At 60.2% G+C, this 20,091-nt stretch carries 16 protein-coding genes; 6 read left to right on the top strand and 10 right to left on the bottom strand.

Annotated features, from left to right (window positions below):
- Positions 1 to 104: 104 nt before the first annotated feature.
- Positions 105 to 1,460: a 3-phosphoshikimate 1-carboxyvinyltransferase gene (aroA, locus tag ACVWNW_RS00590; RefSeq protein ID WP_454483463.1), complete on the top strand. Its 1,356-nt coding sequence runs from the start codon at positions 105 to 107 to the stop codon at positions 1,458 to 1,460.
- Between the two features lie 32 nt (positions 1,461 to 1,492).
- Positions 1,493 to 2,293 carry a histidinol-phosphatase gene (gene hisN, locus ACVWNW_RS00585; protein WP_454482427.1) on the top strand — a complete coding sequence of 267 codons (801 nt, stop codon included), beginning with the start codon at positions 1,493 to 1,495 and terminating at the stop codon, positions 2,291 to 2,293.
- Between the two features lie 146 nt (positions 2,294 to 2,439).
- Here hisN and ACVWNW_RS00580 read toward each other — a convergent pair whose 3' ends face one another.
- The 3 genes from ACVWNW_RS00580 to ACVWNW_RS00570 form a co-directional block, all read right to left on the bottom strand.
- The gene (locus tag ACVWNW_RS00580) at positions 2,440 to 3,666 is read right to left on the bottom strand and encodes an acetate/propionate family kinase (RefSeq protein WP_046323002.1); all 1,227 of its coding nucleotides are present in this window, start codon (positions 3,664 to 3,666) and stop codon (positions 2,440 to 2,442) included.
- Positions 3,667 to 3,856: 190 nt separating this feature from the next.
- The gene (gene pta, locus ACVWNW_RS00575) at positions 3,857 to 5,545 is read right to left on the bottom strand and encodes a phosphate acetyltransferase (RefSeq protein ID WP_454482424.1); all 1,689 of its coding nucleotides are present in this window, start codon (positions 5,543 to 5,545) and stop codon (positions 3,857 to 3,859) included.
- Between the two features lie 126 nt (positions 5,546 to 5,671).
- Positions 5,672 to 8,146, bottom strand: a complete 2,475-nt coding sequence (locus ACVWNW_RS00570; RefSeq protein ID WP_046323000.1) for a phosphoketolase — start codon at positions 8,144 to 8,146, stop codon at positions 5,672 to 5,674.
- Between the two features lie 337 nt (positions 8,147 to 8,483).
- Here ACVWNW_RS00570 and guaA point away from each other — a divergent pair, with 337 nt between their 5' ends.
- Entirely contained in the window at positions 8,484 to 10,046 is a 1,563-nt protein-coding gene (guaA, locus tag ACVWNW_RS00565) for a glutamine-hydrolyzing GMP synthase (protein ID WP_454482422.1), read from the top strand.
- Positions 10,047 to 10,664: 618 nt separating this feature from the next.
- Here guaA and ACVWNW_RS00560 read toward each other — a convergent pair.
- On the bottom strand, positions 10,665 to 11,078 hold the full coding sequence (locus ACVWNW_RS00560; protein WP_022349661.1) for a helix-turn-helix domain-containing protein: 414 nt from the start codon (positions 11,076 to 11,078) through the stop codon (positions 10,665 to 10,667).
- A gap of 140 nt (positions 11,079 to 11,218) precedes the next feature.
- Here ACVWNW_RS00560 and ACVWNW_RS00555 point away from each other — a divergent pair, with 140 nt between their 5' ends.
- Genes ACVWNW_RS00555 through ACVWNW_RS00545 form a run of 3 tightly spaced genes read left to right on the top strand, consistent with a single transcriptional unit; the run spans position 11,219 to position 12,925 of the window.
- A complete protein-coding gene (locus ACVWNW_RS00555) occupies positions 11,219 to 11,422 on the top strand; it encodes a hypothetical protein (RefSeq protein WP_006681531.1) in 204 nt (67 codons plus the stop codon).
- Position 11,423: 1 nt separating this feature from the next.
- Complete coding sequence (locus tag ACVWNW_RS00550) at positions 11,424 to 12,494, top strand: site-specific integrase (protein ID WP_022349660.1); 1,071 nt, start codon at positions 11,424 to 11,426, stop codon at positions 12,492 to 12,494.
- Between the two features lie 5 nt (positions 12,495 to 12,499).
- Positions 12,500 to 12,925, top strand: coding sequence for a plasmid mobilization protein (locus tag ACVWNW_RS00545; RefSeq protein WP_022349659.1), 426 nt, complete (start codon positions 12,500 to 12,502; stop codon positions 12,923 to 12,925).
- Between the two features lie 3 nt (positions 12,926 to 12,928).
- On the opposite strand, the gene ACVWNW_RS00540 is transcribed toward ACVWNW_RS00545, so the two are convergent.
- The 6 genes from ACVWNW_RS00540 to ACVWNW_RS00515 all read right to left on the bottom strand — a co-directional run bounded on the left by ACVWNW_RS00540 (position 12,929) and on the right by ACVWNW_RS00515 (position 19,549).
- The gene (locus ACVWNW_RS00540) at positions 12,929 to 13,384 is read right to left on the bottom strand and encodes an HNH endonuclease family protein (RefSeq protein WP_269748872.1); all 456 of its coding nucleotides are present in this window, start codon (positions 13,382 to 13,384) and stop codon (positions 12,929 to 12,931) included.
- Between the two features lie 565 nt (positions 13,385 to 13,949).
- On the bottom strand, positions 13,950 to 14,579 hold the full coding sequence (locus tag ACVWNW_RS00535) for a DUF262 domain-containing protein (protein ID WP_454482418.1): 630 nt from the start codon (positions 14,577 to 14,579) through the stop codon (positions 13,950 to 13,952).
- Between the two features lie 51 nt (positions 14,580 to 14,630).
- Positions 14,631 to 14,849 (bottom strand): hypothetical protein, encoded by a 219-nt coding sequence (locus ACVWNW_RS00530; protein ID WP_022349657.1) that lies wholly within the window; start codon positions 14,847 to 14,849, stop codon positions 14,631 to 14,633.
- A 24-nt stretch (positions 14,850 to 14,873) separates the two neighbouring features.
- Entirely contained in the window at positions 14,874 to 15,758 is an 885-nt protein-coding gene (locus ACVWNW_RS00525; RefSeq protein ID WP_022349656.1) for a DUF4238 domain-containing protein, read from the bottom strand.
- 1 nt (position 15,759) lies between these two features.
- Positions 15,760 to 18,822: a type III restriction-modification system endonuclease gene (locus tag ACVWNW_RS00520; protein WP_033499421.1), complete on the bottom strand. Its 3,063-nt coding sequence runs from the start codon at positions 18,820 to 18,822 to the stop codon at positions 15,760 to 15,762.
- Between the two features lies 1 nt (position 18,823).
- The gene (locus tag ACVWNW_RS00515) at positions 18,824 to 19,549 is read right to left on the bottom strand and encodes a hypothetical protein (RefSeq protein ID WP_197702167.1); all 726 of its coding nucleotides are present in this window, start codon (positions 19,547 to 19,549) and stop codon (positions 18,824 to 18,826) included.
- Positions 19,550 to 20,091 lie beyond the last annotated feature (542 nt).

Genomic DNA, 20,091 nt, shown 5'->3' with positions numbered 1-20,091 from the left:
CACCGTATGGGCACAATGTATCAATATAGCACAGGGTCGGGTCTCCACTGGACCTGTAGGGGTGAGCAGGGAGCGGAAACAGCTCTGCGCCTGCGGTTACCATGGTGACCATGACAGTGGAAGAGACATGGGCGGCGCCGCAGGCGGGTGGTCCCTTGGATGCAACGGTGACCATACCGGGGAGCAAGTCCCTTTCGAACAGGTATCTGATTCTGGCGGCCCTGGGAAGTCGCCCTGTCAGGTTAACTGGTCTACTCAGGTCACGTGATACGGACCTGATGATTCAGGCTCTGGAGACCCTTGGCGTGAGCTGTCGGGTTGACCCGAACAGTCCCACAGAAGTGACAGTTGTTCCACCGGCAGGCGGACGTTTCCGTGGCGGCGCCCGGGTAGAATGCGGACTGGCTGGAACCGTTATGCGCTTCGTGCCGGGCCTGGCCATGCTGGCTGATGGCCCCACACACTTCGACGGGGACCAGCAGGCCTATCGGCGACCTATGAAGCCCCTGTTGGACGGCCTGACCCAGTTGGGAGCCAAGATAGATTACCTGGGCCAGGAGGGCTTCCTGCCCTTTGTGCTCACGCCACCGGCTCACCTGGTTGGCAGAGATGTGACCATAGACTCCTCGGCATCCTCGCAGTTCATTTCCGGTCTCCTTTTGCTGGCTGCCAGGGCTGATGGCACCATGACCATCGTCCACTCTGGACAGCATCTTCCCAGCCTTCCACACATCGCCATGACCGTTGAGGATTTGCGTCAGGCCGGGGTTCAGGTCCAGGCCAATCCCGACCGCTGCAGGTGGAGCGTTGAAGGCAGGGGATTTGCTGGGACGCAGCTGCCTGATCAGGTCCAGGTGGAGCCCGATCTGTCGAATGCGGCTCCCTTCCTGGGAGCGGCCCTGATAGGTGACGGACAAGTCAGTGTGCCCAACTGGCCAGACGATACCACGCAGCCAGGCGGCTTGCTGCCCAAGTATTTGGAGACCATGGGCGCGAAGGTAGACATGGTTCCCGACGGACAGGGTAGCGCCACCTGCAGAGTGACCGGCGGGGAAGCCCTACACGGACTCGGCGACTTCGATCTGTCTCCCGCAGGGGAGATCGTGCCCTCTATTGCAGCCATCCTGGTTTTTGCAGACGGGCCCAGTTGCCTGCACGGCATCGGCCACCTGCGTGGTCATGAGACCAACCGGCTGAAGGCGCTGGCCACGGAAATCACCAGAATAGGAGGTCGAGCCCGCGAACTGGATGATGGCCTGGCAATTGAGCCTGTGCCGATTCAGCGTATGCATGGGGCCGTCATGGAGACCTATGCCGACCATCGCATGGCTACTTTCGCCGCCATGATTGGTCTTAAGATACCTGGCATCCGGGTGCGCAACATCGGTACCACGGCCAAGACCATGCCTGACTTCCCGGGTATGTGGAAGCGAATGCTGGCGGGCGAGGGTCAAGGCTAAACCAGAGCGATTCAAGCGAAAGGAGCCGTGTTATGAGCATCGAGGATGAAAGGCAGACCTGGCAGGAGGATCTGGATCTGGCCATCGCCATGGCCGATCAGGCAGATCAGGTCACCGTGGGCTACTTCAAGTCGCCAGATCTTAAGGTGGAACGTAAGGAGGACAATACCCCAGTCACCCAGGCCGACAAAGAGGCGGAGGCGGTGATTCGTCGCGTTTTGGCCCGAGCAAGGCCCAACGATACCATCTATGCCGAGGAGTTGGGAAAGCAGGAGTCCAACGGCAGACGGTGGATCATCGATCCGATTGACGGGACCAAGAACTATGTGCGCGGAGTCCCCGTTTGGGCGACTCTGATTGGCTTGGAGGTAGACCATCAGATGGTGGTCGGCGCGGTATCGGCCCCCATGCTGGGCACCCGCTGGTACGCTGCACGGGGTCAGGGAGCCCACATGGCGCGTCAGGGCGAAGCCCCCAAGGCCATCCACGTATCAAATGTGAACCGGATGGAAGACGCCTCCATGTCCATATCGTCGCTAACTGGGTGGAAAGCCATAGGACGTCGGGAGCGGCTTCTTGACTTGACCGATCGGATCTGGCGCCTGCGGGGTTTCGGCGACTTCTGGCAATACATGCTCTTGGCTCAGGGGGCAATAGACCTGGCGGCCGAGCCGGAGCTTGACCTCTATGACATGGGTGCGCTGGTTCCCATCGTGACCGAGGCAGGGGGCAGCTTCACTGACTTGGCAGGCAACCCGGGTCCTTGGGGTGGCAATGGTCTAGCCAGCAACGGTCTTTTGCACGAGGAGGCCTTGGCGGCCCTGGGGGATTGACATATCAAGAAGGTCGGTGACCACATACATTGCTGTGGTTACCGACCTTCTTCGTTCTTAAGACCAAGTTCTTAGAACCAAGACTCAATCACAATCATCTATCCTTCAACCATTAGTTAGATTGAGAGGATAAATAAAGTCAGTGGTCAGGCCTGGAACTTGTTACCGTAGGCATCGCCCTGGCTGGCGACGACCTCGGCTTGGCGGGCGATGGAAAGTTCCTCGTTGGTGGGGATGACGCAGACGGCGACTGTGCTGTCGGGGGTGGAGATAATCCGGGCCTCCTTGGAGCGCTGGTCGTTCTTCTCTTGGTCCAGCTTCACGCCGAAGGGTTCCAACTGCTCGATGACACGGCGACGCACAATCTCGTCGTTTTCGCCTACGCCGGCCGTGAAGGTGATGGCGTCCAGGCCGCCCATCTGGGCCGTGTAGTTGCCGATGTAGCCGACAATGCGGTGGATGTAGATGTCCAGGGCCAGCTTGGCGTCCTCGTCGCCCTCGGCGATCAGCTTGTGAACCTCACGCATATCGCCATGGCCGGTCAGGCCGGTCATGCCGGAACGCTTGTTGAAGAGGGTGTCCAGCTCATCCACGCTCATGTGGGCGTTGCGAATCAGGTGGAAAACAACGGCAGGGTCAATGTCGCCGGTGCGGCCGCCCATGACTAGGCCCTCCAGTGGGGTCAGACCCATGGAGGTCTCGACGGGATGCCCGGAGACCTGCGCTGAAGCGGAAGCACCGTTGCCGATGTGTAGGACGATCTGCCGCAGACCTTCTGCAGGCTTGCCCAGCAGACCGGGAACCAGCTGGCCCACATACTGGTGGCTGGTGCCGTGGGCGCCGTAACGACGGATGTGGTACTGCTTGGCAATGTCCTTGTTGAGAGCGTAAGTGGAGGCCTTCTTGGGCAGTTCGAAGAAGAAGGAGGAGTCGAAGACGAAGACCTGCGGAGTCTGGGGCATCAGCCGGCTCATGACTTCGGCGCCCTCTGCCTCTGGTCCATTGTGCAGAGGGGCCAGCACAGCCAGATCCTTAACCTGACTCAGGGTCTTCTTAGTCAGGAGTGCAGGCTTGGGGAAGATGGCTCCACCCTGGACGACACGGTGGCCAACGGCGATGATGCCGGCCTTGTCCAAATCAGGACCATACTCCTTGAAGAAACCCAGGACACGCTTGAGCCCGACCTCATGATCGTGGATGGGCTCCTCAAGCTCGTGCTTTTCGCCGTTGACCTCGTGCTTGTAATGGCCGTCGGTGGGCTCGCCGATCTTCTCGACCAGACCCGAGGCCAGGCTCTGGCTGGTCTCCAGATCGACCAGCTGGTACTTGATCGAGCTTGAACCCGAATTGATGACTAGGACGGTTTTCGCCATTGGGGCATCCTCCTGATGTGCTTGTATAGAGCCTGCGCTCTTCAATCAGTCTTCAAGATTACTCGTCGGCCCTTACAAGGAGCGGTATATTGCCGGGCTGACATGATTTTGGGGCTGCTTCTGGATCCGTTTTGGAGGTAGGATCCAGTGGCAGCCCCAGAGGTTTATAGAGACGTTACAGGGACGGCGATCAGTCCTGGGCCTCGACGGCGGTCAGGGCTACAGTGTTGATGATGTCGGCAACCAAGGCGCCGCGTGAAAGGTCGTTTACCGGCTTATTCAGACCCTGTAGGACCGGTCCGATGGCCAGGGCGCCCGAGGTTCGCTGAACGGCCTTGTAGCCGATGTTGCCTGCGCTCAGGCTGGGGAAGACGAAGACGTTGACCTTTCCGGCAACCGGATCACCCTTGGCCTTGGTGGCTGCCACAGTGGGAGACCAGGCCGCGTCGAACTGGATGGGGCCCACGATGGGCAGGTCCGGTGCCTTATCCTTGGCCAGGCGGGTGGCCTCTTCAACCAGGTCGACATCCGGGCCCTTACCTGAGCCCAGCGTGGAGTAGGAGAGCATGCCCACGCGCGGGTCAACGCCAAAGGAGCGAGCGGTTTGGGCCGACTGGATGGCGATGTCGGCCAGTTGCTCGGACGATGGGTTGAGGTTGATGGCGCAGTCGGCAAAGACCGCCACATGGTCTGGGAAACACATGAGGAAGGCTCCCGAGACCAGCGAAGCGCCCGGCTTGGTCTTGATCACCTGTAGGGCTGGGCGGACCGTGTTGGCTGTGGAGTTGATGGAGCCGGACACCAGGCCGTCGGCCTTGCCCAGCACCACCAGCATGGTGCCGAAGTAGGAAGGATCGGCTAACTGCTCGCGCGCCTGCTCTGGGGTCATGCCCTTCTTGGCGCGTAGTTGGCAGAGACGATCGACCATGGGAGCCAGCACCTGCTCGTCGTCCATGGTCTGGAAGGATGCCTTCTCCAGGTTGTTGAGGCCAAGCTCCTTGCCGCGCGCCAGGATGGAATCCTTATCGCCCACTATGATCAGGTCGACGATGTTGCGGGCCAGCAGGTAGTCGGCCGCCTTGATGATGCGGTCCTCGCCTCCTTCCGGCAGGACGATGGTCTTCCTGTTGGCCTTGGCCTTGGCCAACAGATCGTTCTGGAAGGCTACAGGCGTGGTGGCCTTGGGGCTGGCGGCGTCGGCGGCCTTCAGCACCTGGTCGACGTCCACCTCCTGCTGGAATGTCTGGCTGGTGGCCTGGCGGGCCTGATCGGCGGACGGATCCGTGTCGAAGTCCATCTTGGAGACGGTCCAGGTCGGCAGATCATACTTCTGGAAGGCCTGAGCAAGAGGCGCCTTCTGTTCAGGCTGGCATCCGGTGATGAAGACTCCGGCAAGCACAGCCCCCTGGGCCTCGATGGTCCGACGGCAGGCAGCCACGGTCTTCATGACCTGGCCGGGTTCCCTGCCGATGGTGCAGACGGCCAGCATGACCGGGGACCTCAGGTCGGCCGCGATCTGTGCATTCAGAGCAAACAGGCCGGGGTCGAAGAGTTTTGAGGCATCGCTGCCCACGATCAGGACGCGCTCTGGATGGGTGGCCTCCACCAGACCGTCATAAGCGTTGAGGACATCAGCCCGGGTCTGCATGGTGTCCTCAGTGGCGTGCCCAGGGCACTTGCCACGGCAGATCTCCGGATCCGTGCCGGGGAATGAACTGGCTGCAACCAGTTCCGGGGTCAATGGGTGCTTCCTGCAGGCGATTGGCCTGAATACGGCCGTTTTGGCTTTGGCACTTAAGGCCTTGGTCAGGCCGTAGGCCACGACATTGCGGCCGTTTGCGGCTTCTGGGCTGATGATGGTGATGCTTGCAAGACTCACTGTGTCTTCTCCTGTCCGGATGTGGTTGCCTTGATGACTGCTTTGTTCGCAACCTTGTCCAGTATACAGAAACCGCCCGCCATGCGGGCTGCGCATGACGGGCGGTTTCAGGGTCGGATCAGCGTATCACTCGTTGTCTCCGGCGGTCGCGGCGGTGGCGGAGATGGTCTCCTGGCCGGCGCGGTTGGCATCGGGCCAGACCCAATCGGTGTAATCGGGGTGGTCGTAGCCCTTGTCCACGGCGAACTGGAAGGCCTCGTCGCGGAACTTGGTCCACTTGTCGATCTGGTCGGCATACTTGCCGGCGTCCACCAGCTTCAGGGCGGAGGCGGCCAAGCACCAGCGATCCATGTTGTTGACGCGCACCATGTCGAACGGCGTGGTGGTGGAGCCCTGCTCCTCGTAGCCGTGCACGGAGAAGTTGTCGTGGTTGGGACGTCCGTGAATCAGGCGGTAGATGGAGCCGGGGTAGGCGTGGAAGGCGAACAAGACCGGCTTGTCCTTGCTGAAGAGCTCGGTGAACTCCTCGTCGGACAGGGCCTGATCATTCTCTTCGGCGTCCTGGATTTTCAGCAGATCAACCACGTTGACGAACTGGACCTTCACGCCCAGCTTCTGCAGCATGTCGTCGGCAGCCAGGGCCTCTTGGGTGGGGATGTCACCTGCAGTGGCGATGACCACATCAGCATCCTCGGCATCCTTGGCATTGGAGGCCCAATCCCAGCGGGCGGCACCCTTTTCCAGCTCGGCGGCGGCCTCGTCCACGCTCTGGTAGGTGGCGGCGGGCTGCTTGCCGGCGAAGATGGCGTTGATGCAGTTGGTCGACTTGTAGCAACGTTCGCCCACGTTTAGCAGCATGTTGGCATCGGCGGGGAAGTAGATGTTGACCACGTGATCGTTGTTGAAGTTCTTGTTCAGCAGGATGTCGACGAAGCCGGGATCCTGGTGGGAGAACCCGTTGTGGTCCTGACGCCAGACGTGCGAGGTGACCAGGAGGTTCAGTCCGGCGATGGGCTTGCGCCACGGAATCTCGCGGACGGTGGCCTCCAGCCACTTGGCGTGCTGGTTGATCATGGAGTCGATGACGTGCACGAAGGACTCGTAGGAGCTCCAGATGCCGTGGCGTCCGGTCAGCAGATAGCCCTCCAGGAAGCCTTCCATCTGGTGCTCGGAGAGCTGCTCGATGACCTGGCCGGTATGAGCCATATGCTCGTCGGTCAGCTCCGACAGGTAGTCGGCATCCCACTGCTTGTTGGTCACCTCATAGGCGGCTGCCAGACGGTTGGAGGCCGTCTCGTCAGGCCCGAAAATGCGGAAGTCGGTGGGGTTCTTGGCCAGTACGTCGCGGGTGTAGTATCCCAGGACGCGGGTGGCCTCGGTGGCGCCCCAACCATGGCCGTGCTTCTTGATGTCGATCTCGTAGTCGTGGATGTCAGGCAGCTCCAGCGGTTTGAGCAGCCGGCCACCGTTGGCGTTGGGGTTCTCGCCGATGCGCAGGTCGCCCTTGGGCATGAAGCTGGTGACCTCGGGACGCAGGGTGCCCTTCTCGTCGAAGAGCTCCTCGGGCTTGTAGGAGGCCAGCCAGTTCTTGAGGATCTGGAAGTGGGCCTCGGTGTCGCGGGCGGAGGTCAGCGGCACCTGGTGGGCCCGCCAGGATCCCTCGGTCTTCTTGCCGTCGATGAACTTGGGGCAGGTCCAGCCCTTGGGGGTGCGGAAGATAATCATGGGGTAGAAGGGACGCGTCATGTCGTCGGTTTCGGCCCGGGCCTTGATGTCGCAGATCTTGTCGAAGACGGTCTCCAGCATGTCGGCGAAGCGACGGTGGATGGACAGGTGGTCCTCATCGTCGAACCCTGCGACGAACTCGAAGGGTTCGTAGCCCATGCCATGGAAGTACTCATGCAGCTCCTCGTCGGAGATGCGCGAAAGGATGGTCGGGTTGGCAATCTTGTAGCCGTTCAGGTGCAGGATGGGCAGGACGATGCCGTCGGTGCGGGGGTTGACCAGCTTGTTGGACTGCCAGCCGGTGGCCAGAGGGCCGGTCTCGGCTTCGCCGTCGCCCACGATGCAGGGCACGAAGAGGCTGGGGTTGTTCATAATGGCGCCGTAGGCGTGGGAGAGGGCGTAACCCAGTTCGCCGCCCTCGTGAATGGACCCGGGGGTCTCAGGCGCGAAGTGGGAGGGGATGCCGCCCGGGTAGGAGAACTGGCGGAAGAACTTCTGCAGGCCAGCCTCATCGTTGGTGATCTTGGGGTAGTACTCGCTGTAGGTGCCATCCAGGTAGGACTGCGAGGTACCGGCAGGGCCGCCATGGCCGGGGCCCATGATGATAACAGTGTTCTGCTGATGGTCGGCGATCAGACGGTTGATATGACCCAGCAGGAAGTTCAAGCCGGGGGTGGTGCCCCAGTGGCCGACCAGACGATGCTTGACATCCTCCCGAGTGAAGGGCTCCTTCATCAGGGGGTTGCTGCGAAGATAAATCTGTCCGATGGAAAGATAGTTGGCCGCCCGCCAATACTTGTCGACGGCCTCGAGGGTCTCCTCGGCGATTGGGGTCTCCAGCTTCGCCCAAGGGGTGCCGATAACAGGATTCGTCATGTGTACTCCTGCACTTTAGTGCGATTGTTTATTTACTTCGGTTACGGGCTTGTGCAGTGTCATTTCAGGCATCTGCCGGGTCCGTACCCAATGCCTACATGGTACGTGAACGAGCAGACTTTTCTGAACGTTTTCTTGCAGTGTGTGTTCGCTCTTGTGAGAAAATGCGAGGGAATTGTCTGCTTGCAGACATGAATTCCCGCCGGGGCTGCCGATGAGGTCTCAGTGACAGTAGCATTGTCGAAAACTGCAACCATACTGGACTTGTCCGCAGGCGTTGATTCGTCACTCCCGGACATTCATGGCAGATACAGCATAAATATATATAAGGAGTCTTATGGCACAGGGTCCCGTCCTGGTGGTCGATTTCGGTGCGCAGTACGCCCAGCTGATCGCTCGTCGAGTCAGGGAGGCGGGGGTCTACTCCGAGCTGGTGCCTCATTCGATGAGCCTGGATCAGATGCTGGCCAAGGATCCCAAGGCGGTCATCCTCTCCGGCGGACCGGCCTCCGTCTACGTGGACGGGGCGCCGACTATCGATAAGAGGATTTTCGAGGCGGGTGTGCCCGTGCTGGGCATCTGCTATGGCTTCCAGGTCATGGCCCATGAGCTGGGCGGCGAGGTGGACAAGGCGGCCCTGGGGGAGTACGGCAAGACCGAGGCCTTCATCGACAGCGCCAAGGGAATACTGCAGGATTCGCCAGCGCGGCAGGATGTATGGATGAGCCACGGTGTCGCCGTCAACCGTGCGCCTGAAGGATTTGATGTTCTGGCGCATACCGAGGGTGCTCCGGTGGCCGCCATGCAGGATCCTTCCCGGGGGCTGTACGGGGTCCAGTGGCATCCCGAGGTGACCAACACTCCTCTGGGGCAGGACCTGATCGACCGCTTCCTGCATCAGTGCGCCGGACTGCCGTCGGACTGGAACGCTTCGGGAATTATCGAAGAGCAGGTGGAGAAAATCCGTCGTACGGTGGGTGATGACCAGGTCATCTGCGGCCTGTCGGGCGGCGTTGATTCAGCCGTGGCGGCCGCCCTGGTCCATAGGGCCGTCGGCGACCAGCTGACCTGTGTCTTTGTTGATCATGGGCTCTTGCGCAAGGGGGAGGCCGAGCAGGTCAAGCATGATTTCGTGGCGGCCACCGGCATCAAACTGATTGCCGTGGATGCTTCGCAGGACTTCCTGAGTGCACTCAAGGGCGTTTCCGAGCCTGAGCGCAAGCGCAAGATCATTGGAGAGAAGTTCATCCGCACCTTTGAAAAGGCTCAGCGGCAGGTGATTGAGGAGGCCGGCAAGACCGGCAAGGAAGTCAAGTTCCTGGTGCAGGGCACACTCTACCCTGACGTGGTCGAGTCTGGCGGTGGAGACGGAGCGGCCAATATCAAGTCCCACCACAATGTGGGTGGTTTGCCAAAGGACGTCAAGTTCAAGCTGATCGAGCCCCTGCGCACTCTCTTTAAGGATGAGGTCCGGGCCATTGGCACCGAACTGGGCCTGCCTGATCAGATTGTCTGGCGTCAGCCCTTCCCGGGTCCTGGTCTGGGCATCCGCATCATTGGCGAAATCACCCGTGAACGCTTGGAGACTCTGCGTGAGGCTGATGCCATCGCCCGCGAGGAGCTGTCGCGAGCCGGACTGGATCGGCAGATCTGGCAGTGCCCGGTGGTGCTGCTGGCCAATGTGCATTCAGTAGGTGTGCAGGGCGACGAGCGTACCTATGGTTCGCCGATCGTGCTGCGTCCAGTTTCCTCTGAGGATGCCATGACCGCCGACTGGACACGTCTGCCCTATGACGTGCTGGCCACTATTTCTACACGCATCACCAACGAGTGCCCGGGCATCAACCGCGTGGTCCTGGACTGCACCTCCAAGCCTCCGGCAACCATCGAGTGGGAGTAGGCTGATAGGGTTTTGACCTGCATTTTTGAGTGCCGCACTGTGCCGCTGAGTTTCGTTTCGTACGAGAGTCATGGCAAAGCCGCCAGCGATGTTGGTGAGTAAATACGATAACCGAGCCTCCGTTCCCGCGTTGGGACGGAGGCTTTTTCTTTGTCGTTTTACTCCCTTTCACCTGCGATTTCGCAATTTACTCCCCCGTGTTTCAAGACGGCAAGGCACGGTGCGGCATTCGGAGGAACGGGAGTAAGGATTCATCCCAAGTGAGTAGACGCGCGATTTTTGTCTCCGAGAGCCAAACGGGGCCGTTTCGGGGCCTGTGAAACTCAAATCGAACTCAATAGGCTTTTCGGCGGTCTTCTCACAGCGTTTTCCCAGGTGGTTAATGGGGAGTAAAGAATCTCGCCGCCTCAATGAAAACGGGAGTAACCAGGGGAAATGCCGCGGCGTACTGCCGCGTGCCGCCGTGTAAGCCACCGCGTCATTTACTCCCCAGGTGCGCCGGAAATGCCTTGGCATGCAATGGGGAGTAAAAACTCAGCTTACGCAGGCCCGAGCGGCGCTCGCCGCCTGGTCCACCGTCCTGATTCGGTTGCGTTGATCGCGAAATGCGGAGAGCCGCTACAGCGAGGCTTTCCAGTCCTCGTATTCGTCGGCGTCGATCTTGCCGTTTTCGAGCTGCGCGCGCTTCTCTGCCCACAGTTCGATCGCCATCGCGGCTTTGGGCGCGTGCGGCGCCTTGGGGTTCAGGGAGAGGCCCGTGCCGTCGGCTGCGGGCACGATGCCGAAGGAGTCCTCGAGCCGCACGAGCAGCGACATGAGGTCGCCCGCAGTCTCGACGCCGTAATCCTTGAGGGCGTTGACGGACACGCCGAGCGCCGCGGAGATGGACTCGAGCAGCTCGGGCTTCACGGCGCGGATGCCGCTCTCGTAGTGGCGCACGGCCCCCTCGGTCAGGCCGACCGCCTCGGCGAGCTGCGCCTGCGTCATGCCGCGCGACTTGCGGTACCGCCTTATGTTCTCGCCTACGGACATGAGCCCTCCTCCTGGAATTACGTACCAGCACATCTTATCAGCGTACGCAAATGTACGCAATTCTATTGACAGTACAGATATGTACGTTTACTCTGAATCTGTGAAACGTACGTATCCGTACGCCATTGATTGGAGGAGCCATGGACGAGAAGGTGGCGAAGACGCCGAGGCCGCACATGCTGGACGCCGACGAGGTCGCGGAGCTGCTGAGGATCAAGAAAGGCAGCGCCTACGAGGTGATCAGGAAGATAAACGCCGAGCAGGAGGCGCGCGGGCGCGTGGTCATCCGCGGGCGCGTTCGAAGCGACGTCTTCGACGCCCTGTACTTCCCGGAGGTGGACTGACATGCCCGTGTACAAGGACGACGGCAACGGCACGTTCTACGTGCAGTGCTACTACCGCGACGCCCGCGGCTCGAAGCGCCACAAGACGAAGCGCGGCTTCTCCTCCGAGGTGGAGGCCGCAGTGTGGGAGAGCCAGTTCAAGAGCCTTAACGGCGGGGCCATGGACATGACGTTCTCCGAGTTCGTCGAGGTGTACGCCTCCGAGGTGAAGCCGCGCATACGCGAGCACACGTGGATCACCAAGGAGTACATCATCAACGACAAGCTCGTGCCGTTCTTCGGGGACATGCGCATGTGCGACGTGAGGCCGATCGACGTCATCAGGTGGCAAAACGAGCTCACCGAGCACCGGGACGCCGACGGGAAGCCCTGGGCACCGACGTACCTGCGCACAGTGAACAACCAGCTCAACGCCATCTTCAACCACGCCGAGCGCTACTACGGCCTCAGCGACAACCCGGTGCGCAGGGTCGACAAGATAGGCTCGAAGAAGGGCGGCGAGATGCAGTTCTGGACCAAGGACGAGTACCTGAGGTTCAGCGAGGCCGTCATGGACAAGCCTCTCTCATTCCACGCCTTCGAGCTGCTTTACTGGACGGGCATACGCTGCGGCGAGCTCCTGGCGCTCACGCCGTCCGACTTCATGCTGGAGAGCTCGCGGCTGCGCATCAACAAGTCGTACCAGAGCCTCAACGGCGTTGACACCGTGACCGACCCCAAGACGCCCAAGTCCGTGCGCACGATCGTCATGCCCGCCTTCCTGCGCGACGAGATGGCGGACTTCATCGAGATGCGCGACGACGTCGCCCCCGACGAGCGCCTGTTCGCCGTGACCAAGCACTTCCTGGCCCACGAGATGGAGCGCGGGTGCAAGGCGTCGGGCGTGAAGCGCATCCGCATACACGACATACGCCACAGCCATGTGAGCCTGCTGATAGAGATGGGCTTCTCCGCGCTGGCCATCGCCGAGCGCATGGGCCACGAGGCGGTGGACATCACCTACCGCTACGCGCACCTGTTCCCCACGAAGCAGGACGAGATGGCCGCCGCGCTCGACGGGGCGAGGGGGTAAGAAGGATGCCGTGCGAGAACAGCGCCCGCAAGCGCAGCAAGACGATGGCGTTCCGCTGCACGCCCGAGGAGCGCAAGCTCATATGCGAGATGGCAGCCTGGAGCGGCATGAACAGGCAGGACTACATCATCGCCAAGCTCACCGATACCCAGGTCGAGGTGAGGCCCTCCGTGAGCGTGCAGAAGGCACTGAGGGACTCGATGGCGGAATTGGCCAAGGAGGTGCGGCTGGCGGCCTCCTACGGCGAGCTGAGCGAGTCCCTGCAACAGAGAATTGAGCACGTGATGAGGTTCTTCCTAGCGCTCGGCGAGCCTCTTGACGCGCCGACGGAAGAGACATCGCCACGAACTACGTTTTTGGAAGAGCCGGTTCCATCCGTCATCGATGCGGGTTCCGACACCGCAAGCATCTTCGAGATGGGACGCAGGTAGGGCCTAGCGCCAGACCTCCAACGCCTTGTCCGCAAGCCATTCGGCGCGATCGGCGATATCGCCCTCGTTCCAAGACTCCTTCTCTAGGGCGCCGGCCATGGTCGCAAGGCCGGCGGCGCAGAGGGCAAGGCCGTCCTTGTATCCCTTTCCCTGCTTCTTGGTGGGCCAATCGGCATCGCGGATGGAGGCGTTGAGCGAATGCGTGATGATGGCGAGGTTGCCGAGCGTGAGGAGCTTCCGGTCCCTTCGCGTGGCAGCCTCATCGTCGAGGGCTCCCCATTTGTTGCGCCACTTCTTGGGCATCATGTGCTCGAGGGTGTACTGGTTGAACCCGAGCAGGGCCGTGCTGCTCATGCCCGGACGAATGGCGCTTTCCAGCAGATAGAGGACGCCCTTGGACTGGAGGTTGTACAGACACGATTCCTCGAATGCCGCTCGAACCTCGGCGTCGCCGGGCATGTACGTCGTCGCCTCGTCATTGGCTTCGAGAGCCTTCCTCAGCGCCTCCGCGTCCTTCACCTCGTTCAAGATCAGCGAGGTGAACAGCCTGTTGTAGTTCTTCGTGGTCGCCTGAACCAGCATTCGGCAGACGATGTAGCTCTCAAGCAGGGCGTAGATCTTAGATTCCTCGCTCGAAGACTCCGCGTTCTTTCGAACGTAGAGCACGTACGGGATGAGCGTCGAGTTCTTGAGGCCGAATATCAGCACGTTCAGGCGCTCGACGCCGGAAGCGGAGGGGATGTCCGCGTCGCAGTAGCCAGGGTCGAACGTGGACTCGAACGCCTCGGCATACGCCTTCATGTTGTCGAGAATCTCGACCTTGTCGCCGTTGCAGTACCTGCCGATGAAATCCTTGTAGGACTGGAAGAGGTTCGAAGTACGCGAATAGAAGAGCTTGTCCTCGGTCGTGACGCCACGCCTCTTGTCCTGGACCAGAATCTGGAGGAACGCGTCGAAGAAGAGGTCGACGAGCGTGCGCTTGATGCGCCCGGTAACGATCTCCTGCTCCCAATACTCCCTCTTCTCAGCCGTGGGCTCGAAGACGTCTTCCCAGCACTCCTTGAACGCCTGCTCGTTCTCGCGGTTGAAGAAGTAGTTCTTTCTGCTGCTCGTCCTCGCCCTCGGTAAGATCGATGCAGACGAACTGGACGTTCGACTTGATCGTGTTCCTGTCGACCTTCTCCGGGTCGATATTCTTGAGGAAGTAGTTGTAGGCAAGGACGATGGCCGAGGAGCCCTCGAGGGGTTCGCAGCCCGTGGCGCTGACGACCTTTTCGAAATCCTGCCGGTCGTACTTGCCGTGCCGCAAGGCGACATCGCCGGTCTCCAGGACGAAATCTCGCTCAAACAAATTGTTGGTGCCGTTTTTTGCACAGAGTGCCTTGAAGAAGATGACCATGGTCGTGAGTCGCTGCTGGCCGTCGATGACGGTGCGAACCTCGGAGACCTCGGACCAGGTGTTGCCGGAGGAGGCCTGCTTCAGGATGATGGAGCCCAGGAAATAGGGCCGCTTCGAGGCCGTGACGAACTCCATGTCGCCGAGGAAACGCTCCCATTGCTCTTCTCCCCAGACGTACGCCCTTTGGTAAAAAGGTATTTCGAGCAGGCGCGATCCGTTGAACACGCCGCTTATCGTTGCTTTTCCTGCATCCATCCTTAAAGCCCTATCTATCCTTTGCGGTTATTGCTGGCGGGGTCAATTTTATCAATACGCTGCTTGACCCTTTAATGTTCCCGGTCCTTGCCGTCTTCTCCCCAGAAGGTGCTCGAAGATGATGCGCAGGTCCTCGTCATCAAGGCAGCCGCCCTCGAGGCAGCCACGGTCGATGGTATCGATCATCGTCTGCCCCTTCTTCTTCGAGCGGTCGTAGATCACTGTGTCGAGGGATAGCTCCCTGCCGTCGCGCGTGAACATCTCGTGCATGAATTCGGCACTGTTCGCTTGACTTCAATCGCGTACCGCGTGCTCGAGCGGGCCGCTTCCCCTCGATATGGCGACATCCCAATGCTCGCAGTTAAGCAGAAGAAGTCGGTTCATGAACTCGACGCCCGAAAAACCGAGTCTCGCAAACGGCGGAAATAGAGGGTCATCTGAAAAGACCGCAGCATACTCACTGCTCAACGGCATATACGCGAGATGAAAATCGTACGAGTCGTCCTCGGGCCCGATGATGAACATAGGCATCGACGTCGTAACGAACCCTGAGCCGACGGGTGCCCTAAGGATGGAGAAGCTCTTCTCAAAAAAAGCCTTTCGAATACGGTTAACTGGCACAATATCATCGTTGGAGAAGAGCATGGTTGCGGCGGCGGCAAGCTCGACCACCGCTTGGGAATCCCCGCGCCAATCCGACCAATCGAGCAAGCCGAGCTCATAGGGTGTCAGATGAACGTTTCTGAGCAGCTCTTCGGCAGTCTCGCGTGACCATTTCTTGTCGACGCGCATACTGATAGGGTGCCGGACGATGATATTTGCTGCCAGCTCGCAAACGGCGGCTTTCCCATCAGAATACCCTTCGTCTTCGCACTGGTCTTCTTTCTGGCGTTCCAAAAAGCGATCGTAAAGCGGCGCGATGCGGCTCTCGAGCTCAGATAGCTTAACCTCGATGAGGTTCTGCGCATAGAATCTGTCTGTCGCATCGCCTGTCGCATCGGCATGCTCGACCTCATAAAGATCGCGCATGCTGCAAAGGTTCTCGCAATTCGTGCGGAAGAAGGAGCCCTTCTGTCTGCTGTAGGCATGAAGCTGCCCGGAGGAATCCGCGAAATGGCGCAGGTAGAACCGCGGCACCCAGTGCTGCTTTCGCGTCATCTTTCCGGGCAGCTTCGACATCCTAAGCCTTCACCGCCTCGTATTGGTAGGTCGTGCGCACGTTGTAATGGAAGTCGTTTCCGAGGTCCAGCGCCTCGAAGTGCTTCTTGGCGCAGCCGATCTTGATCTTCTCCGCGTCGCGCAGGGCGGGCTCGCCGTTCTTGCCGCCCTTGGTCTCGGTCACGAAGTACACGCGGCGCTCGCCGTCGGCCTCCTCGACGTACGCCCAGTCGGGGTTGTAACTGCCGAGCGGCGTGTCGATCTTGAACGCCGAGGGCAATTTCGCGAACACGAGAACCTCCTCCTGCTTGTCTAGAGCCTCGGCAAAGGAGCGCTCGACCCCCGCCGAGTCGTAGACCACGTAGTTGTACAGGCTCTTGCTCGTCATGTCCGGCTTCCACGCGTTCTGCCCAAGGTAGGCCGTGTAGTCGTCAAGCTCGAGGTCGCGCATGGTGTACCACTCGTCCTCGGGAAGGCGCACGTACTTGATGCCCTGGGCGATGAGGTCGTTCTTCACGCGGTTGATCTTGTCGCCGACCTGCGCGAGGAAGGTCGCGGGGTCGATCTCGAACTCGTCGAGGCGGCTGCAGCCCTCGAGGATCGCCTTGATGGTGCCGCGGGTGAGCCCGACGGCGTCCTGCAGCTCTGCGATCGGGTCGGGAAGGTCGTATTTCACCTTTCCCGAAACGGACACCACGGAGGTGCCCGTGCCCTCGGCGCTCACGCCCGCGTCGTCGATGCCCAGCGAGGCACGCTCGCTCGTCACCTGGGGCGGGCGCACGGCGAGCATGCCGTCGACAGCTTCGATGGCATGTTCGATGAGCTTGCCGGAGTCGACCTCGACCTGGAAGCGCGTGCGCTGGCGGATGCGGTCCCACAGGGCCTGGAACGCAGGGTCGAGCGTGACGTCCTTCTGCAGCTCGACCGAGACCTCCTTGGCCTTGTCACGGATCTGGACCCTCTGGGACTTGTGGATGATGATCGCCTCGACCTGCTCCTTGGCAGGCTCGAGCTCGGCGGGGAGCTCGACCTTGCCCTCCTCGGCGGCCGCCTTCAGCTCGGGCGTCACCGCGCCCTTGTCGTCGACCATGCCGGTCGCGACGAGGTGGTCGTAGACCTGCTTGGACTTCTCGTAGCCCAGGCGCTCCTCGACGCCATCATCGCCCTTGACCGTGACCTTCGTGAAGCTCTCCGGAGTGATGACGCCGAACTTGAAGTCCTCAGCCTCAAGCTCCTTCTGCAGGCCGTTGGCGAAGTCGTCGTAGCTCTCGTTCGCGATGACGGTGAGCACGTTCGCCTCTGGGTCGTACAGGCGCTCGCCATCCTGGTTCACGCACAGGCGCAGACCGCGGCCGATCTTCTGGCGCTTGGTCAGGTTGTCCTTTGTCTCGACGAGCGTGCAGATCTGGAACACGTTGGGGTTGTCCCAGCCCTCCTTGAGCGCGGAGTGGCTGAAGACGAAAGAGACGTCCTTGTCCGCGTCCTTGCCGTCCGGGAAGGAGATGAGCGTCTCCTTCTTCTGCATGATGAGCTCGAAGGCCCCGGCGTCGTCGGCGGTGCCGGCGGCTCCCTTGGAGTCCTTGAACTTGCCCTTCTTGTCCTTGGCGAAGTATCCCTGGTGCACGGCGTGGGGGTCGCGCACCAGCGGGGCGCCGACGGCTTCGTAGCACTCGAGCCACGTGCCCTTGCCGATCCCCGCCGCCTTTGCGATGCGACGAGGCGCCTTCGAGTTCAGGGCACCTGCGTACTCCTCCTCAAACATCAGGGCGTACAGGCCGCCGTGGACTTCGGGCTCGTAGACGCGGTATCGGTCGACGCGGTCGATGAAGAAGAGCGAGAGCACCTTCACGCCGCGCGGCCACAGCTCGAACTGGCGGGCCAGGTGGTCCTCGATGGTGCGGCGGATCTGCGCGCGCTTGACGACCTCCTCGTTGACGTCGCCCAGCGCCTCGCCGAGCTCGAGCACCTCGCCGTTCTGGAACTCTATGAACTCGTCGCCCACTGCGGCGCCGATGTTGTTGACCACCCAGCCGCTCTCGTAGTCGCTGTTCTCGCCGCTCTTCTGGTAGAGGTCGTTGCCGGTCTTCACCGTGACGGCCTTGCGCTTCTGCGTGCCGTCGGCCTGGCGCACGTCGATGGACACCTTGGCGGAGAACGGGTCGGACTTGACGGACTCGAGCCTCACGTACGCGCCGTTGAGGTTCGCCTCGGCCTTGATCGAGTCCACGCAGATGCCCTTCACCAGGTGGCGCTCGAAGGCGTCGACCGGCGTGAGGCGGTAGATCATGTTGTAGGCCTGCTTGTGCGTGGCCGAGTAGCGCAGCACGAACAGCGGGTTCAGGCTCTTGATGGCGGCCTTGGCCTGCTTGGTGTTGTCGACGCTCTGGGGCTCGTCGATGATGACGACGGGCTTGCAGGCGCTCACGAGCTCGCGAGGGCTGAAGCCGCCGGTGAGCTTCTCGCTGGGACGGTGGAAGAGGTTGCCCTCCTTCGCGGTGCCATCCTTCTCGAGGCCCTTGTTGAACGCGTCGATGTTGATGACCATGACCTGGATGGAGCTCGACGTGGCGAAGTTACCCACCGGCCCCATGTCCTTCGAGTCGTACACGAAGTAGTCGAGCGGCGTGCGGTCGTAGAGCGTCTCGAAGTGCCTGCGGGTGGTCTGGAGGCTCTTGAGGACGCCCTCGCGGATGGCCACGCTCGGCACGACGATAACGAACTTGGTGATGCCGTAGCGGCGGTTTAGCTCGTAGATGGAGCGGATGTAGACGTAGGTCTTGCCGGTGCCGGTCTCCATCTCGACGGTGAAGTCTCGCAGGCGCCCATCGGTGAGGACGTCGGTTGCCGGGAGGCAGCCCTCCTCCTGCACGGCGTGCAGGTTGTCGAGGAGCTGGCCCGGCGCCACGCGAAGCTCGTTGCCGTGGCCGACCATGAGCTCGCCGATTGCCGTCTGGCCTTTGCGGCCGGAATCGGCGGAGAATACGCTGCCAATAAATTGTTGTCCGCGGAACAGGTCGCAGGTTGCTTCGATGGCCTCCAGCTGGTGCTGCTGGTCGGATGAGAACTTGAACTCGAGCGCCGCCATGCTAGACCGTCCTCAATTCGATCTCACAGCCCATGCGCTCGCCGGCGTGCTTGAAGATCTGCACGGCGTTGAGCTTGAGGGTGTCGTCGAGGACGGAATCGAGGATGAGAACGCGCCTGGGCTCCATGTCGGCGATGGCCTCGAGCGCCTCAATGGTGAGGCCTCGGGACATGCAGCAGACGAGCTCGTCGCAAGCGACGGACCAGATGGGATAGCCCGCGGCTTCAGACTTCTCGACGGGCAGCGTGAGCTCGAGGCCCCATTTGAGCATCATCTCGAAGACGATATCCATATCGGAGCGATCGGGCTTGACCACGTCGAAGAGGAGCTGACCGGGCTCGGGCTTCTCAATGCCGGACTCATCGAGCTCGAACACACGGAAGCCGATGTCGGGAAGCTGCTTGGGTCCCTCGCCAAGCTTGAGTTGACGGTTGGATTCCTCGAGCTCGGTTTTGATTTTGTCGCCTGCGCGGCGAATGCGTCCTTCGCCTATGTCGCAGAGAGTCTCATACCCGTCCTTGTAGGCGTCGCGTTTCGGGTCACAAGGCTCTGGAAGCTGGACAAGGATAAACTGATAGCGATCATCTTTTCCGAGCTCCTGCAGGAACATGGCATGGGCGGTCGATGCTGAGCCTGAGAAAAAATCAAGCACAATATCACCCGTGCTTAAATGCTCATGTACGGTAAAGAAGCAAGCAACCGAAAACAATAGATAGACCGCCAGCACTACACTATTCCGAACCAAAGACCAAAAGATAAGCATTTTGAGAAAATCTAAACTTTTGGATTTTCCTACAATGCCGACTACGGCGGAATCCCTCCCACTCCTTATATATTTCTTTCTGTATACATTGAATTTGTATTTAGTAAAATGCAGACAACACCACGGATCGGCTTTTGGCTGGACAATTCCAACCAAACACCGCAGCAGACAGTAGAAACCATTCTGAACGTTAGGAAGCCGGTATGATTGTTACATATAAGGGGAAGAAAAATTTCTTTTAGATACTTGTTTTCCTAAAACTGATGTGATATAATAATTCAAGTCCAGAAAAGGAGTAAAAAATATGCGGCAAGGTATTCTTAAATAAAACTATAATCAAATAGTGGGAACAAAGGATTATGATAGTCCATTTTGTAGGGGCTTAGTTTTTTGTACCCAATTTAAGAATACTTTTGCCTTATCAATTTTGACATATCCCCAAAAACAGCACTCACAAACAGGTGTATGCTGCATATGTGTATGTCCGCAAATTATCATCCCCAGTG

The sequence above is a fragment of the Bifidobacterium sp. JNUCC 75 genome (assembly GCF_054819865.1).
This window is presented reverse-complemented; position numbering and strand designations above follow the sequence as displayed.